The 17,735-nt window shown below is 35.7% G+C and carries 11 protein-coding genes; 4 read left to right on the forward strand and 7 right to left on the reverse strand.

The genetic code is table 11. From position 1 onward, the window contains the following. Nucleotides 1-318 precede the first annotated feature (318 nt). Nucleotides 319-1,110: an alpha/beta fold hydrolase gene (locus ACY0M5_RS02095; RefSeq protein WP_124993435.1), complete on the forward strand. Its 792-nt coding sequence runs from the start codon at nucleotides 319-321 to the stop codon at nucleotides 1,108-1,110. Between the two features lie 160 nt (nucleotides 1,111-1,270). Here the strand turns inward: ACY0M5_RS02095 and ACY0M5_RS02100 are convergent, their stop codons facing one another. From ACY0M5_RS02100 to ACY0M5_RS02120, 5 genes are all read right to left on the reverse strand, one after another. Next, nucleotides 1,271-1,825: a hypothetical protein gene (locus ACY0M5_RS02100; RefSeq protein ID WP_461630655.1), complete on the reverse strand. Its 555-nt coding sequence runs from the start codon at nucleotides 1,823-1,825 to the stop codon at nucleotides 1,271-1,273. Between the two features lie 233 nt (nucleotides 1,826-2,058). Further along, complete coding sequence (locus ACY0M5_RS02105; RefSeq protein ID WP_461630656.1) at nucleotides 2,059-3,798, reverse strand: bifunctional metallophosphatase/5'-nucleotidase; 1,740 nt, start codon at nucleotides 3,796-3,798, stop codon at nucleotides 2,059-2,061. A gap of 119 nt (nucleotides 3,799-3,917) precedes the next feature. Then, entirely contained in the window at nucleotides 3,918-4,790 is an 873-nt protein-coding gene (locus ACY0M5_RS02110) for a Spy/CpxP family protein refolding chaperone (RefSeq protein WP_461630657.1), read from the reverse strand. A 186-nt stretch (nucleotides 4,791-4,976) separates the two neighbouring features. Then, the gene (locus ACY0M5_RS02115) at nucleotides 4,977-6,581 is read right to left on the reverse strand and encodes a S41 family peptidase (protein WP_461630658.1); all 1,605 of its coding nucleotides are present in this window, start codon (nucleotides 6,579-6,581) and stop codon (nucleotides 4,977-4,979) included. Nucleotides 6,582-6,591: 10 nt separating this feature from the next. Beyond that, nucleotides 6,592-7,047: a deoxycytidylate deaminase gene (locus tag ACY0M5_RS02120; protein WP_160463482.1), complete on the reverse strand. Its 456-nt coding sequence runs from the start codon at nucleotides 7,045-7,047 to the stop codon at nucleotides 6,592-6,594. Nucleotides 7,048-7,494: 447 nt separating this feature from the next. Here ACY0M5_RS02120 and ACY0M5_RS02125 point away from each other — a divergent pair, with 447 nt between their 5' ends. Together ACY0M5_RS02125 and ACY0M5_RS02130 are read left to right on the forward strand one after the other, a co-directional pair. Then, nucleotides 7,495-9,501: a gliding motility-associated C-terminal domain-containing protein gene (locus ACY0M5_RS02125; RefSeq protein WP_461630659.1), complete on the forward strand. Its 2,007-nt coding sequence runs from the start codon at nucleotides 7,495-7,497 to the stop codon at nucleotides 9,499-9,501. A gap of 18 nt (nucleotides 9,502-9,519) precedes the next feature. After that, nucleotides 9,520-11,097 carry a PorP/SprF family type IX secretion system membrane protein gene (locus tag ACY0M5_RS02130; protein ID WP_461630660.1) on the forward strand — a complete coding sequence of 526 codons (1,578 nt, stop codon included), beginning with the start codon at nucleotides 9,520-9,522 and terminating at the stop codon, nucleotides 11,095-11,097. A gap of 125 nt (nucleotides 11,098-11,222) precedes the next feature. On the opposite strand, the gene ACY0M5_RS02135 is transcribed toward ACY0M5_RS02130, so the two are convergent. Together ACY0M5_RS02135 and ACY0M5_RS02140 are read right to left on the reverse strand one after the other, a co-directional pair. Then, nucleotides 11,223-11,669 (reverse strand): hypothetical protein, encoded by a 447-nt coding sequence (locus ACY0M5_RS02135; RefSeq protein ID WP_461630661.1) that lies wholly within the window; start codon nucleotides 11,667-11,669, stop codon nucleotides 11,223-11,225. 585 nt (nucleotides 11,670-12,254) lie between these two features. Continuing rightward, on the reverse strand, nucleotides 12,255-13,370 hold the full coding sequence (locus ACY0M5_RS02140) for a glycoside hydrolase family 130 protein (protein WP_461630662.1): 1,116 nt from the start codon (nucleotides 13,368-13,370) through the stop codon (nucleotides 12,255-12,257). Between the two features lie 195 nt (nucleotides 13,371-13,565). Between ACY0M5_RS02140 and ACY0M5_RS02145 the strand changes: the two genes are divergently transcribed. Continuing rightward, nucleotides 13,566-17,705 carry a hybrid sensor histidine kinase/response regulator transcription factor gene (locus ACY0M5_RS02145; RefSeq protein ID WP_461630663.1) on the forward strand — a complete coding sequence of 1,380 codons (4,140 nt, stop codon included), beginning with the start codon at nucleotides 13,566-13,568 and terminating at the stop codon, nucleotides 17,703-17,705. Nucleotides 17,706-17,735 lie beyond the last annotated feature (30 nt).

A 17,735-nucleotide genomic window follows, 5' to 3' on the forward strand; every position in this document is an offset into this window, starting at 1 on the left:
ATTGATTTCTTGGGTTCATTATAAATTTTGAGATTTGAATCTATATATAATTCTAATTTAAAACCAATTACAGAATTAATTCGTTAATTATTTTGCGCTAAAGTTCGCAAGTTATCAAATATTTGTATGTTATAGAACAAGGTTTTGAGATATTGTTTTAATTTAGAATCCAGAATTTGTTCAGATGCTTAAATTTTAGATTGTAAAAAACACCTAATTTACAGTATCATTGAAAAAAATTAAGACTAAAATTGTCTCATCTGCAAAAACACACTTTAATAAAAAAACTAATCTATTTAATAGGTATAGAGTAACAACATGGATCAATTTTTACAACTTAAAAACTACAACCTTCGATACCGCGACAAAGGAAAAGGAAACACAGTACTGTTACTGCATGGATATTTGGAATCACTGGAAACATTCGAAAGTTTTGCCAATGATCTGTCCAGATTAGCACGCGTAATTACAATTGATTTACCTGGACATGGATTATCTGATTTAAAGATAAAATCGTGCAGTGTGGAAGATATGGCAGAAGCTGTAAATGACTTGGCACTGCATCTTCAACTCAAAAAAATCAATATCATTGGCCATTCAATGGGTGGTTATGTGGCTCTGGCTTTCGCTGATAAATACAAAGAGAAACTTGAGAGTTTCTGCTTATTCCATTCCTCGCCAAATGCTGATACCGAAGAGAAAAAGAAAAATAGAAAACGGGAAATAGAATTGGTAATTCAAGGCAAAAAGGAGCAAATTTGTAAAACCAGCATTCCAAACACGTTCTCAAATAAGAATTTGGATAAATTTGCTCATGAAATAGAGCGTGTTACACAAATTGCCTGCAAAACTCCCGATCATGGAATTATTGCTGCCTTAGAAGCCATGATGAACCGACCAGACCGTAATCATATTCTAAAGGCTCTCGATATGCCAAAGGTGAGTATGATGGGCAAGGAAGATAATTTTATTCCTATGAAAGTGGCTGGTGAAATTGCCCGGGAAAACGGACTGACTCCTTTTGTGCTTCAAACTTCAGGACATATGGGCTTTATTGAACAACGACAGGAGTGTTTGCGGGAAGTGTTTCGGATTATTTACGAATGTTAAATGACAAGTAAATTTAACCACAAAGGATACACGAAATAAAAAATATCTTAGATATAAAAACCCTGTAAACCAGCGCATAGAATTTCCTGCAAAATATTTTACAAATAAAAAAGGATGCCGTAAACAGCATCCTTCCATTTTTGTATCTAACAATACGGTCTTATTTTTTTCCACCACCAAAATGGAAACCAACTTTAACAGACATATAGTTATACTCATCATATCCTTTTTCTTGACCGAAAATCAAGTTGTACTGAAGAGCCATATCGAAATGACCGTAAGAAAAACCTACTTTTGGAGCAATACCAAATTTAGATCCCAGATCCATACTAGCAAGTGTTTCCCCATTAAGTTCTAAATCAGCAGATCCTAAAGCATAAACTCCTGCATCCATACCAACAAACGGACGGAAAGAATTGGTATTAAAATAGTAATCGAAGGTTGCAGCATAAGAAACAACAGCTGAAATATCCAATGCATTTTCATCAGCTGATCCCATAACAGCACCTTCAACTTTAGCTCCTAATAATATGTTATCAGTAATTTGATACTTAGGATTCAAATAATATCCAACACCAGCATCTAAAAGATCTCCACCTGGAATGGCATACAATAAACCAGCATCAACACGAAACGATTTAAAAGAATCAGACTGAGCTGAAGCAACTCCTGCAAACACAACGCAGGCAACAACTAGAGTTAAAATTTTTTTCATATTACAATAGTTTAATTAAAATTAAGCTCAAATAAATACATAAACGATTATAATAACAAGATATAAAACAACACATTCTTAACTTAAGAATATAAATACATATAAAACAGAAGCTTGCATTAAATCTTAAATTCCCGTTTTTGATTAACAACGCAAAATCTTATGTCAGCGCATAAAAAAAAACTGGTGTTATATTTCAATAATAACACCAGTTAATTAAAAATATTATTTGGTTAGTCTTTTAAACCATAAAGCAACTCATATTCTCTTTTGGCCGCTTTGGTATGCCACTCTTCAGGAATTACTTTCCAATTCTGATTGCATTGAATATCAATAGTTCCTTTTTCCTCAATCCATTTCATAAGATAGTAACGTAGATCTTTGGTGGTAGAGTTGATCAAACGAGTCGTCAATTCCTCTTTTGTAAGCCCGGCGCCTTCGGTTAAGTGATTACCACCGCCGTTTCCACGATAAGAATTAAGTGCTACGCGATACATTTTTGCCTCATCAAAAGCCTCTCCATTACTCATCTTCAAAATACTTACTCTTTCTCCATATGGTTTTCTAAGATCTACTACATAATCGATTCCTTCAGCCGAGCTGTAATTAAAAAACATCGTACTAAGCTTGCTGCCCTTCTCAGTAGTTTCAATAAATAACATGGGATCACTTGCTTTTTCCATCTGATGAAACCAATCTTTATAACTGAATTCCAAAAATCCATGAATCTCTTTTCCTGTAAGATTTATGGTGTACAGCAAATTTTCAAACCGATATAAATTAAATAAATCGCGCACCTGAAGTTCGCCTGAATCAATAATCGCATTAAAAGAAAGTGGTGATGCGAAAGAGATATCGGCATCAGCCAAATCCAATTGAATGTTCTGCACCAAATCAATAAAAGGGGAATCACCAAACATAGCATCTTTTGTAGAAATACTATGTTTAAAAGTGCCAACCGGCCGCGAAACATATTTACTCACCTCATCAAATAAAGGTTGAAAACGATCAATATATTCTTTCGATGCCTGCAAATCCCGAACCTCAATTAATTTTGGATTCAGAGTTTTATGATACTTTTTTGTTTCCTGATTCCAGCTGAAATCTACATCAACTTCAGCCAAAAAATGAGCTCTGCTTTGCGGATTTATCACCAAAACCTTCTCCTTGTCAGGATTTTCCACCCAAATAATATTCTCCTGATGATCGTGTCCGCAAATAACCATATCAATACCCGAAACTTTCTCTGCCACAAGAACAGATGCATTTTCAGGGTTTGCCTCTGTTCTATCATGCTCCTCTCCTGCTCCTGAATGAAACAAACCAATTACAAAATCAGGATTCTCTTTCTCCTGAATAATTTTCATCCATTTCTGCGCCGACTCAATCATTGGTTCAAAATGCATTCCCGACCAAATTTTTTCCGGTAACCATTTCGGAATTGCCGGAGTTATCAACCCCAGAACAACAATCTTAACACCCTTCTTCTCAATTACAGAATAAGGCTGAAAGTAAGGCTTGCCGTCTGAGTTACGAACTGCATTGGCTGCCAGCCATGGAAATTGAAATTCTTTCTCTAATTTATCGTAAACCTCATGACCTGGTTCAATATCATGATTTCCAACCGTTCCCGCATCATACTGCATAAAGTTCATTACTTCAGCACAAATATGTTTGGTTTCAGTCTTTTCAAAATTAGAATAGTAAACCAAAGGGTCACCTTGAAGAATATCGCCGTTATCAAGTAAAATAACCTCAGCCCCTTCTTTCTTTCGCTCCTGATCAACATAGGAGTATACCTGCGCAAGAGAAGAAGTTGTCTCTTTATCGCCAACTAAATCGTATGGAAAAAGAGCTCCGTGAACATCACTTGTTCCAAACACTTTCACCTTAACATGTTCTGCCTTATGTCCATTACAAGAAGAAAGAACAAAAGCTGTAAAAAACAGGAAATAAATATAGAATCTTTTCATTTTTATTTTTTTTGGGCTGATAAGATACTACAAAAATGAATACGGAATTACATAAAAATCTATTTCATAAAAAAAGGGGTCCAAATTACCCGGATCCCTCAATCATAAATCTATAAAATCTAATTATTAAAGCGTCTATGTCTGTTTCCATTCCCAAAATCTTGTCCCTTTCCCGAATGACTTAAAAACAGAATCAGTTGATCTTCGGTTAAAAGCTTACGAACCTCCATATTGTGATCCACTTTCATCTTTGCCAATTTATTCTGAATTCCCGACAGGCGATCCATATTTTCAATGATCATTTTCTCATCAATATTTTCTGAAGTCATGATTTGTTTCTGCCTTAACTGCAATATTTCCACCTGATCTCTTAGCTCTTTTGATGCATTAAAATGAGCAATACGAAGATCTTTCATCTGCTCCTTCTGCTCGTCCGAAAGATTCAGCCGGTTTTTATCTTGCCTGTCCTTTTGCATTCCTTGATGCTCAAAGCCTCGGCCATATGCCACGGCTCTTTTATTACGAACACCATCGTTATGCATTTTACCATACTCGTTTTGCATCTTGTTTGTTTCGCCCCGCTTCATTCTCTGTTTTCCTGTCACACAACTTAACCTCATCTGTTTTTGTTCCTCAGTAAGTACAGATTTTATATCCATCCTCATAGCAAACTGTTCCTTTTTCAAGCGGTTTTTTAAATCAGATGCTTTATCAATATTGGCGTAAATGGCTTTTAAATTTGGTTTATCCGCCGACATCAGTGTCTTTTGCTGAGCGCGAAGTTCATTCAATTCATTTTTCAAATCTTTTGTTGCCTTGGCAAACTCTATTTTAGCCTTTTTTATTTGCTCTTTTTGCTGATCGCTATACTCAATCCCTTTGCGACAATCCTTATTCAAACTCATATTTCTTTGAGCATTCAGATTTAATCCTGCACACATCAATAAACCTGCAACTCCAATTACTGCGATGTTTTTCTTTATATTTTTCATGCTGTTTCGTTTTATGGTATTATCAAATTGATTTATGTAAAAACTTAACATTCTCACTACTGCACCATTGTAAAATCGATTTCAGATTTTAGACCTGATCTTTTTAAAAAGGTTTAAATCACACTATCAGAAATAAAAAAGACCCGCAAAATGCGAGCCTTCCCATGAAATATATTTTTTGAAAAACTACTTAAACAAAACTTCAGCTTCAAGTAAGGTTTTATCAAGATCTTTAATAATCGGGTAAAAACCTTCGTCGTCAATTACATCTCTTGCAATATAGGCCTTCAATTGAATCTCAATTACATTTAATGATTGAGCCAATCCGTGAGGGTCCGGTTTTACTCCTTTATTTTTAGCGTAAGCAACCAATTCCTTAACCACAGGCTGATGTTTAATAAATGCAAGCACAGACTTATAATCTTTCAATTCAAGCATTTCAGCCCGATGATCGTCAACAAACGAAAATGCATACTGATAGATTACCCCTTTACTTCTCAGTTCTCTAAAGTAATTTGAATAACCGGAAGTATCAACAGGAATAAATACATCAGGCATAATACCTCCGCCACCGTAAACAATGTTTCCCCCGGGAGTTTCAAACTTTAATGAATCATCAAAATGAATTGAATCTTGTTTCTCAAATTCACCATGCAAAAAGCGGTGATTCAAATCATTGTAATAATCCTCTTTGCCATTCTCGTATGATTTCTGAATGCATCTGCCTGTTGGAGTATAATATCTGGCAACCGTTAATCTTAGTGCTGATCCGTCGGGAAGACTTCTCTGTTCCTGCACCAATCCTTTACCAAATGATCTGCGGCCAACAATCCTGCCTCTGTCGTTATCCTGAATGGCTCCCGCAAAAATTTCACTAGCAGAAGCAGAAACCTCATCAATTAAAACCATTAGAGGAAGATCCTGAAACTGACCATTTCCATTTGACATGTAATCCGCTTTAGGCTGAGATTTACCCTGCGTGTATACTATCATTTTACCTTCAGTCAAAAACTCATTGATCATGTTTGTTGCTTCGGAAAGATACCCGCCTGTATTCCCCCGCAAATCAACAATCAGCTTTTTCATTCCTTGAGCTGCCAATTTTTGTAATCCTTCGGAAAACTCAAAATAAGTAGTGGCCGCAAATCGACTGACCTTAATATATCCAATTGAGTCCGAAAGCATATAAGCAACATCAACACTGGCTACAGGTATAGATCCTCTTAATAATTCTTTATCAATGATCTTTTTCTCTCCTCTTCGATAAATTCCAATTTTAACAGGAGTTCCTTTCGGTCCTTTCAAACGATCAATAATATCATTATCCGACATTTTAACTCCGGCAACAAGCGAATCATCAACCATAACAATTCTGTCACCAGCTTTTATTCCTGCAATTTCTGACGGGCCGCCAGGAATAACGCGCACAATGGCAACAGTATCCTGATAGCGAATGAACTGAACTCCTATTCCGCCAAAATTACCTTTCAAATCTTCGTTTACACGCTGCAGGTCTTTAGCCGGAATATATACAGTATGAGGATCCAGATCTTTCAGTATAGCTGGAATAGCCTTTTCAACCAATTCCCCGGATGACACAGTATCCACATAATCTTTCTCGATCATATCCAATACAACATCCAACTTACTACCTGAACCCTGTAAATTAAAAATGCCCGGCTCAACACCTGCTCCTTTTTGAAAAACGGAATTCAACACCATACCCAATACCACAGCAAAAGCCAAAAGTATTGGAAATAATATTGTGCTTCTCTTGTTATTAATTCCCATGAAAAATATTTTAAATCTGTTCTTTTACATTTACATATTTCACTTCAATCCCTGCTCTTTCCAACAAGTCTTTTCCATCCGTACTATGATATTCTTCAGAATAAACAACCCGAACAATCCCAGCCTGAATTATTAATTTTGCACACTCAATACATGGTGTAGCAGTTACATAAAGTGTTGCATTTTCACTGCTGTTACTTGATTTTGCAACTTTGGTTATTGCATTTGCCTCTGCATGTAAAACGTAAGGCTTAGTCTGAAAGTTTTCATCCTCACAAACATTCTCAAAACCGGAAGGCGTTCCATTGTATCCATCTGATATAATCATTTTATCCTTTACAATTAATGCTCCAACCTGTCTTCTTACACAATATGAATTTTCAGCCCAAATCAGAGCCATTCTCACATATCTTCTGTCTAATTTATCTTGTTTTTGGTCCAAATCCAACTGTTTAGCATTTTGCATATATACTCTCTTATTTAAAATGGTTCAAACAAATGTATAAAAATATATTGGGAGAACTTCTTCCACTGCATATAGATTCAAATAATTTTGAACCCAAATCCTTGCCATTAAATAAATGCCTTTTCGTCATTGTTTTTGTGTCGATTATCAAAATAAACAACACAAAAACCACAATTCACATCAACACACTAGGCATCAAACAAATACAACCAAAGCTTAATTCAAGTGAAATTTGTAAACATAAATTAAACGAGGGGATTTCCTAAGATTTACAGCCACATAAATATACGAACCGGAAACCAATGATTTGTGTCAAATTTCTTAAAATATCAAAAACACCAATCTTAAATTGTTAATTTTTCTTAAAAGAACATATTTTACATGTTCCTTTTACAGAGATATAAAACAGCAAATCCCTTTTAAGAATACTGTAATCAAAAATAACTAATGAGCCAGATCTACAAACAACTGCGATATATCTTACTTATTATTTATTTACTATCAACAAGCTTTGCAAAAGAAGGATATTCATTACATCACAGCAAGATTAATCTTTTAACTTCAATTCCGGATAATTCACTTTCGATTACTATTGATAAAAAAATAATCTGTGAAGGAGAACTTACTCAAATCCATATCACACAAAGTGAGATTGGTGTAAACTACCAACTCAAATCTGAAGATACAAATATTGGCAGTCCGCAGGCAGGAAATGGTTCTACAATCCATTTTACCATAACTCCTAATTACTCGACCTTATACCATATTACGGCAATTAATGCAATAACATTAGAAAGTATTGACCTGTCTCAAACTGTAAGCATCGAAGTTATCAACAAGCCGGATGACAATATCGCCGTAAGCATATCCGAAGATCAAATCTGCATTGGAGAAAAAACAATTATTTCACTAAACAGCAGTCAATTAGGAGTTAGCTACCAATTATACGATGGCACATACATGCAGCAAAGCCCAATTCAGGGAAACAATTCAAGCATTTCTTTTCCTGAATTCTCTCCTTTTCGATCTGTAATTTATCATATCGTTGCAACGAACAACACCTGTGCTTCTACATCAACACTCCAACAAACAGCTAAAGTTTTAGTTGGCCTTCCTCCGGAGGATCATTTACACCCAACTATTGACAAACATACCATTTGCAAAGACGAGGAAGTAATAATTTCTTTGACACCAACCGACCCGGCTGTTAGTTATCAGCTTTTTGCCGGAGATACTCCAATTGGATCGCCTTTAGCTGGAAATAGTGAGGACATAAACTTTGAACCAACTATCCCCTCTTCTTCAACCACTTATCGAATTGAAGCACTGGGAAACAAATGCATAAACCCAATAAATATTAGATATACTGTTGACGTTGACGTTCACAATCCACCACAAACCGATCGGGAGCTTATAGCCAGTCGTGAAAAAATATGTGTCGGCGAAGAAGTCGTTTTATCGATTGAAAATAGTGAAGAAGGCATTTATTACCAAATTCACGATGGAAGTAATTTTCTGGAAGCAAACATTATAGGCAATAGAAATACAATCACCTTTCCTTCATTAAAGCCATTAAAACCGACCAAATATCAGGTTTACGCCTATGAATCTGTTTGTACAGATAAAAAGATTTTAAGCAGCAGTAAACAAATTGACCTTTTTGATATTACCCCTCTCTCACTGGAAAGTTTTGTAACTCCCTCGGAAATTTGCCTGGGTGAACTTGTAGATGTTGAGCTGCCCACGTCAATTGATGGAATAGAATATATTTTGCACGATGGAAACGAGGAGATTGGCAGCATAACCGGTTCGGGAGAAGCAGTTGTTTTCGAAGAAATTCTGCCCAAGGAACAATCCAGTTACAAAATAACAATTGGCAATTGTGCAGATGAGTTCATTGGCTCAAAACCCGAAATTGTGGTTCATAAAAATCCAAAACTGCAAATTCTTAGCAGGGATGTTCAATTTGAGAATGATGGACAGCTCACAATTAGTACAACTGACGGAACACCTCCTTACCAATTTATTATCGATCCGGGCGATACCTACTCGATCGAAGAGAATGTATTGGAGTTAGATAATTTAGCCATAGGAACCTATCAAATACTTGTTGTTGATGCAAATTATTGCCGATCTTCAGATGCTGGTCAGCTAACCGAAATACATTTAGAGGATGGTAAAAAGGTTGTTGTCGGCAATGCACTCACTCCGAATGGTGACGGGAAAAATGACGAATGGCTGATTCAATACGAATCGGATTTAAATGCTCCTGAGGTATCCATTTTCAATATCTACGGACAGGAAATTTATCATGCCAAATCTTATCAAAATAATTGGAAAGGAAGTTATAACGGATCGATTCTGCCCAATGGTGCTTACTACTACCTGATCGATTTTAACTCAGAAAAAATTAACCCGATCAGGGGAACGATATCCATTCTTGGCAAGAATTAAGCTGAATATACGCATATTATGAGAATCCAAGTAAGGCTTACAACAATCATTTTAATACTAATAGCTTTTGCTGATTTTTCTGCAAAAGCACAACAAGTGCCATTACTTGATCAGTATTACATTAATCCTGTTGTATACAACCCGGCAGCTACAGGAGCAAATGGATTATTCAATTCATACCTTATCCGCAATCAAAAATTCATGGGTTTTAATGGCGGTCAGGTTACGCATGTTTTCACAGCAGATGCTGCATTAAATGATGGGAAATATGGTGCTGGCTTAAACCTGACAAACGATGATGTAGGTATTTTTAGTAACACACAAGCATTACTTAGCTATTCGTACCGTTTAAAATTCAACGACAAACACAACCTTCGATTCGGTATTTCTGCCGGAGTTTCAGATTTTAGAATGGATATGTCAGGAATTATAGCAGACTCCAGCGATCCATACTTACTTAACAACAACATCAAAAGCACTGAGTTTATGGCTAACTTAGGTGTTTATTACTCTTATAATAATCTATTACTGGGCATCACAGTACCTCAACTACTCAACAACTCAATATCCGAATCGAGTGGCGGTAAACAAAGTTTTTACCAATTAAACCGACAATTGCTGGTAACCGGTGGCTGCAGGTTTCCAATCAATATGGTTAAAAACCTTAGCATTTCTCCGTTCCTGCTTCTTAGATATGCCGATAATTCACCTTTTCAGTACGATGTGAATGTTATTGCTGATTTAAAAGACAAAGGGTGGTTTGCGGTTAATTATCGTGATGAATTCTCACTGGGGCTTAATTTAGGTGTAAAGATTCTTAAAAACTTTACGATTGGATATTCTTATGATCTTGGTATCAAAAAAGCCGGACGATACGCATCCAACAATCATGAATTCCTTCTTGGCTTTAGTCTCCCACTATCTTCTGATAAAAAACCAGACAGAATCTTGGACAACGACAGCAGTATCCTTAAAACCCTGCTGGCCGAGAAATACAAAAAAATAGATTATTTAAGAAAGGCTTTGGAGGAAATGGAAAAAAGAGATAAACAGTCTGACCAGGACAGAGATGGTGTGGCCGACGATATTGATCAATGTCCTAACACGCCTTCCTATTACATTGTTGACGAAACCGGTTGTCCGGTAGATTCTGATGGAGATGGAATCGTTGACAGTGAAGATCTTTGTCCGGAAATAGCAGGAAGTTTCGAAAACAAAGGATGCCCGGAGCAGAAAGAAGAAAAAATAGATATGGAAGATCATCTTGAAAACATCTATTTCTCGTTTGGAAATTATACCCTTACCGAATATTCCAGAAATAAACTGGCAACCTTAATAAAAATCCTGAAAAAGAACCAGAACTACACGCTTAAAATGCACGGACATACAGATGACATAGGTTCCGACAGCTCTAACATAGAATTGGCTTACAAACGCTTGTTAACTGTAAAAAATTATTTGGTTCTAAACGGTATTCCCGATAACCAAATAATCGTTGTCCCTCATGGCGAAAGTTTACCCGTTGTTGCAAATACTGACAATAAAAGCCGCGCTAACAACCGAAGAGTTTCCTTTGAAATATACAATTACCAGTAAGAATCTAAATTTGCCTTCGATACAAAAATTAAAAAACCAAGGCTAATTAACGGGCCAACTAAAGTACAAAAAGTCCTGCCAACTTTTATCAGCAGAACTTTCTTCATTTATTCTATTGCAAATTTTTATTTAAACAGAAACACTTTTCTTTCCTGAGAACCTGGTCGTCCAATGATATTTTTAAGGTAATCATTTACTTCAGATAAAACACCTGCCTTTTGAATATAGCCTTTCCCCATTGGCATGCATGCACCCCATGCGCCACTAGGACTGCAATCTTCAAAATCGGTAATCTTAACAATTGTGTGCACTCCTACAGTGATAATGCATGTAGAATAGTTTTTTGCTTCGGCTAAAACTTCAACAACATTTTCCTTTGTTAAATCCGCTACTTTATCAGCTTTACTGGCGGCCAACTCGTTAATTGTAAAGATTGGTTGTCCTAAGTCAATATTGCCTGCATCCAATTGAATGGTTCCTTTTAGAAACTCTTTCAGCACTTCAACTTTGGTATTTTGTGCGCTAAGAGCGAACCCGACAAATACAAAAAGTATTAAAATAGATTTTTTCATGGTCTAATTTTTCAGATTAAAATTGATAGTATTCAATTAAGTTATGATATCAAATCTACGAAATATGTTCACTAATTCCACCATGTTTGATTAATAAAAGTTAAATAGTTATTCACTATGCTCTCCAAATGCAAATAAATTAAACAAGTACATCAAAAATAGCCGACTGAAAAACGAATATCATAAAATGAAAAAAGCCCGGGCATCACACCAGACTTTTTCACTAACCACTAATTACTAACCTAAATCTTTAATCTATGAAAAAAACCACTTACTAGTTTTATTCTTTTTTAAAGGTAAATCATTAAAATGTTAATTGCCTGAAAAAGAAGTTAAAGAAGCTTAAATTAATTGGAGTAATTGGTCTGGTAAGATGAACTGCAGTTAAAAAAAAGAAACCCGGTGTTCGGCCGGGTATCAATTTATCTAAAATCCTAAATCTAATCTACTAAATCTATGAAAAACCTAATCTTTAATCTCTATGAAACAAATCTACTTCAAAATGTAGTTAACAGATTGGAACAAGTGTTAAAGAATATTAAAATTGCAATCCTTAAAAAGAATTCCCTATCCGCTTTTTTAAATCTAAAATGGATACGCCGGAATTCCATTCATAGGATTTTGAGGATATTTAAGGCAAAGTTCAACCAGTACATCTTCATGTGTAACTCCAACATTCATTACAGTATCATTTCCCCCGTAATAAATAAATATTGTACCATCATCCTTACGATGAGCACCACAACAAAATACGACATTGGGAACATGAACATACTCTTCGTCTTTCGTTCTGCAGTCTGCTTTAGCAGGAAATAGAATCGGAATATTAGATACCTGAACTTTCTCCGGGTTTTTCAAATCATGAAGAGCGACACCCAAAGTATAAGGATTACCATCCATAGTGCCTCTCACCCCATGAAAAATATTAATCCACCCATATTTTGTTTTAATGGGAGTTGCACCCGGTCCTATTTTACTGCCAAATGTGCTTGGTCCTCCAGCCTGTCTCATAATTGGCTCCTTTGTTAAAATCCAATTATTATTGAAAATATCTTTATTGCAACCAATTTGAATCTCTTTAAAAACGCCTCCGGTGTGATCTTCGGTATGATCATTAGGCCGGAAAAGAGCATAATACCGGTCATTAATTTTCTCAGGAAAAATTACGACATTCCGCATATCCACATCCATTAACGGACCATGCCTTACAAACGACTTAAAATCCTGAGTTGTAATCAACGAAACACGAACCTTATCTTTTTCCAGTGCATGATAAGCACTGTAAGTAATAAAATAAGTGTCTCCTACACAAGAAATCCTTGGATCTTCAACTCCTCCGGCTTCATTTTCAATCAAGTTATTCTTATTAGTTCCCTCAGCAAACACATCCTTATCATTACAGGGTTTTATACTTGGTTCAGAATCAATCGCCCAATTGTTTATTCCATTGCGGCTGCGAGCAGTACCAATCACAGAAATTCCATTTCGAAGATGTGATCTAAACAACATAATCACCTCATCGTTATAGAATGTAATGCCCGCATTGTGAACAGTGATTACCTGGTATCTTGGATCTTTCCAAACACAGTTAACATCGGCACATGTGATAATTGGATTCCCCGGATATCTGGAAACAGGATTATTTAAATCAACTTCTGTCTCCCAATCAGTAATCTGTATTTTTCTCTTGCAATTTTCCATAATTCTATCATTTAAATGGTTCATTCCATTTTCACCACTCTACAAATAAAATCCTTATAGCTCACTGGCTAGTATACTCTACTTCCTTATCTGTATACTTTATTCCCTAATTTACTAAAAACGAGTCTAACAGATAAAATTAGAGTGACTTCACCTTGTCAGGGTATTCGTATTTTGTTACTTTTCCTAAAAAAAATGTTAAGGGTTCTTACTTGGGGTTTAATACTGTTTTTATTTCTTACTGGTTTTAAAGCAAGCAACTGGAGACACAATCAAATAGGAAGTATAGAAGGACTATCCAATAGTGCCGTAACTTCATCTTATTTAGATTCGAAAGGATACATGTGGTTTGGAACATGGGATGGACTAAATCGATTCGATGGAAGCAATATAAAAGTATTCAAGCCCAATGCATTTCGTAAAAACACAATCAACAACAATATCATTAGGAATATTCTTGAAGATCGGTTCAATAATTTATGGATCGTGACCGAAAATGGCCTCAATACATATGATTACGAACAAAATATTTTTACCTCCTATTTAAACAACACTGATTTTATAGAATATCGTGAAGAAAGTTACCGTACCAGTTTAGATTCTGACTCGATAATTTGGTGCAGTAAATACAATTACGGCATTTGCAAATTTGACTATGAAAACAAACAATTTTCTGAACCAATTCAAATTTCCAATCAGGAAGACATTACCAAAAAAACTGTTGGTTTTGCATTTACATCCAATGAACAGTTGTGGTGTTTGTCGGAAGAAGGAAATGCATATAAATTGGAGCACAGAGACACATGGAAAATTACAGAAACAATTTATCTAAGCAGTAAATACAAGTTCGATTCTGATAAAAACTGGTTTTATACCTACCATCAACAGCTCTTTCTTTTTGTAAGCTTAAACAATGGAGGACTTTTATCCATTAATCTTGAAGACGGAACAATTCAAGAAACCAAACCTCAGTCCACTCCCTTTTCTGTTACTTCTTTATCGGTAAGCTTAGATGGTGAATTTTTGTGGGGAGGTACCGATGAAGGAGAAATATTCAAATTAAATTTGTCTGAAGCATGCCAAATCAAACTTTTAGAGAACTCTGAAAACAAAAAGGTTAAGATTTGGTCGATCACCCAAACAAAACCCGATCTTTTATGGATTGGCACCGATGGAGATGGAGTACACAAATACATCATGGAGGGCAATTTCTTCGAATTGATAAAAAAAGGAGATCTTTCGGAAGGCAATTTAAACCACAACATTGTTAGAGCCGCGCATGAAGATGAAAATGGAAATTTATGGATAGGTACCAGAGGAAACGGATTAAATTTAATCACTAAGACTAATACACCCACCAAGGTTTTCGATACCCAAAACGGACTTTCGAACAATGCAGTATTATCCTTAGGCAATGATTCTTTTAAAAACATTTGGATTGGTGTTGATGGTAAAGGAATTGACATGTTTGAAACTAAAACCGGAAAGATTTTACACTTCCCAGATGATTTTGAGAATACATCAGACATTAAATTGGGATCTGTTTATTCAATTTGTTTGGATGCATTTAACGATTTATGGATAGGTACCAGTGGTTATGGTTTATTTCGTTTGAGTATTGTGCGCAAAAAAGATGGGAAATACCGTCTGAGAGATCACAGTCACTACAAAAGTGATCCTCTCAATAAAAACGGACTAAACAGCAATATAATCTATTCAATAGTTGAGGGTGAACCCAATATAATGTGGATAGGTACCCGTGGTGGCGGTCTTTACCGTTTGAATACAATTTCAGAAAAATTTGAGGCTTTCAGAAGCAACTCAAACGATCTTAATTCCTTACTGAATGATGATGTTTTAAGCCTGTGCAAATCGAATAATGAGAACCTGTGGATAGGTACCAGCGGAGGACTTGACAGATTAAACCTAACCACTTTTCCGTATCAGTTTACTCACTACACAGAACAAAATGGATTGCCAAACAATACGATTCACGCTATTCAGACTGATCAAAATGACAACATCTGGGTAAGTACAAATAATGGATTGGCAAAACTGAATTACAGGAACAGACAAATACGGAGCTATTTTTATTCAGACGGACTGCAGAGTAACGAATTTACTGATGGTGCATCGTGTTTTGGAAAACAGACCGGCAAATTATATTTTGGTGGTGTTAACGGTCTTACTTATTTTGATCCGAATAAGGTTTCGGACATAGAATATTTCCCGAGGCTTGCCATTACTAATTTTTCGGTATTTAACGAACCTGAGAAAGAAAAGAACCCTGTTCCTTTCTACATTGATATGTCTGATTCGTTAAAACTAAACTACGACCAAAATTTTTTCCGATTCGAATTCACCACCCTAAACTTCCATAACAAGCAAAAGTGCATGTATGCTTTTAAGCTGGAGAATTTTAACACAGATTATACATTAATTAAAAAAGAAGGTGAAGCCACTTACACCAATGTTCCGCCCGGAGATTATATTTTCAAAGTAAAATGTACGAATGAAGACGGCATTTGGAATCCGGACACACGTGAAATCAAACTCACAATCTATCCCCCTTTCTGGAAAACAACCTGGGCATATATTTCATATGTCTTCATTACATTTATGGCCATTTTTCTATTCATCTTTTTACTTCTTCGCAGAACAAAAATGAGAAATAAGTTAGAAATTGAGAAGTTGGAAATTCAAAAAACCAAAGAAATAAACCATTATAAATTTCAATTTTTTACGAATATCGCTCATGAATTTAGAACTCCCCTTACCTTAATTATGGCTCCGGCAGCTCAACTCATGGATCTGCACCCCAACGACAAAGAAATTTCTCCGTATGTAAAATCTATCTACAACAATTCCACCCGGTTATTGCATCTTATTCGTGAATTAATCGATTTTAGGAAAGTGGAAACCGGCCATTTTAAATTGCAGGTTCAAAATTACAACCTTACTGATTTCACAAGAACAATAACAGAGGCATTTACTCAATATGCTGAGGAAAAGGACATTGAATTAAAATTGATCGACAACTCACAAGATATCATTGGCTGGTTCGATAATAATATCATGGAAAAGATATTGCTGAATCTGATATCTAACGCACTAAAATACACCCCGCAAAAAGGAAGTGTTAGTATTGAATTACTACGCCAACAAAAAAATGCAGTCATAAGAATAACTGATAACGGAATTGGAATCCCAACAAAATATCAGGATAAAATATTTGACCGTTTCTTTCAAAACGCAAACTCTTTGCCTAAAGAAAAAAGATTTTCGGAAAGTGCCGGAGTTGGTTTGTCATTAACCAAGAGTCTGATTGAACTTCACAAAGGAAGCATTCAATTGGAAAGTAAGCCCAACATAGGCAGTTGCTTTACAATTTCAATTCCAATCTCGAAAAGTCAATATTCAAATCGTGAAAAACAAAATGAAATTGTAATTGATGAAAGCAGAATAAAAGACAGAGCAATTGAAGAAATAATGGGTTTAGAACTTGTCTCTTTTGCAAACAAAGAAACAGAAACTTCTGATGGAGAGAACCCTAAACCCAATATTCTGGTTGTAGATGATAATGAACAGCTTCGAAATTTAATCGACGATATTTTACATCAGGACTATAATGTTTTACTGGCAAAAAACGGTCTTGAAGCACTCGATAAAATAAATTCAAATGATGTTTCGGTTATTGTAAGTGACATTATTATGCCTGAAATGGATGGTCTGGAATTGTGCAACGCCATAAAAGAAAACATTAACACCTGTCATATTCCGGTTATTTTATTGACTGCAAAAGGAGAACTGGAACATCGGATTCAAGGAATTGAATCGGGTGCAGACAGTTACATTCCAAAACCATTTGATCCCCGTCATCTTAAAGTTCGAATTCGAAAATTAATCGAAATGCGAAATCAGGTTCGTGATGCTTTTCAATCGGTTCAAACTGTTTCGGTAAAAGATGTGTCGGGACTTTACAAACGAGATGTGAAATTTGTGGACAATCTGCAGAAATTTGTAGATGACAATCTGGATAAAACCGAATTAAACGCCGACCTATTGGCAGATCAACTGGCGATGAGTAAAACCCAATTGTACCGTAAGATAAAAGCAGTTACCGGATTTACACCTCATGGATTCATTCGTAATTTTCGATTGAAGAAAGCTGCATCTCTTCTACTGGAATCTTCTTACACGGTCTCTGAGATCATCTATGAAACAGGATTCAATAACCGAACCTATTTTTACCGTTGTTTTAAAGAGCTTTATGGTGAATCGCCTACTGATTACAAGAAAAATATCCTCAACGATACCAATCAGGAAAACACCTGAAGACCATTGGTAATGGTATCAAAAAGATGT

The organism is Labilibaculum euxinicum, from assembly GCF_963678175.1.
In the GTDB taxonomy this organism is placed as follows: domain Bacteria; phylum Bacteroidota; class Bacteroidia; order Bacteroidales; family Marinifilaceae; genus Labilibaculum; species Labilibaculum euxinus.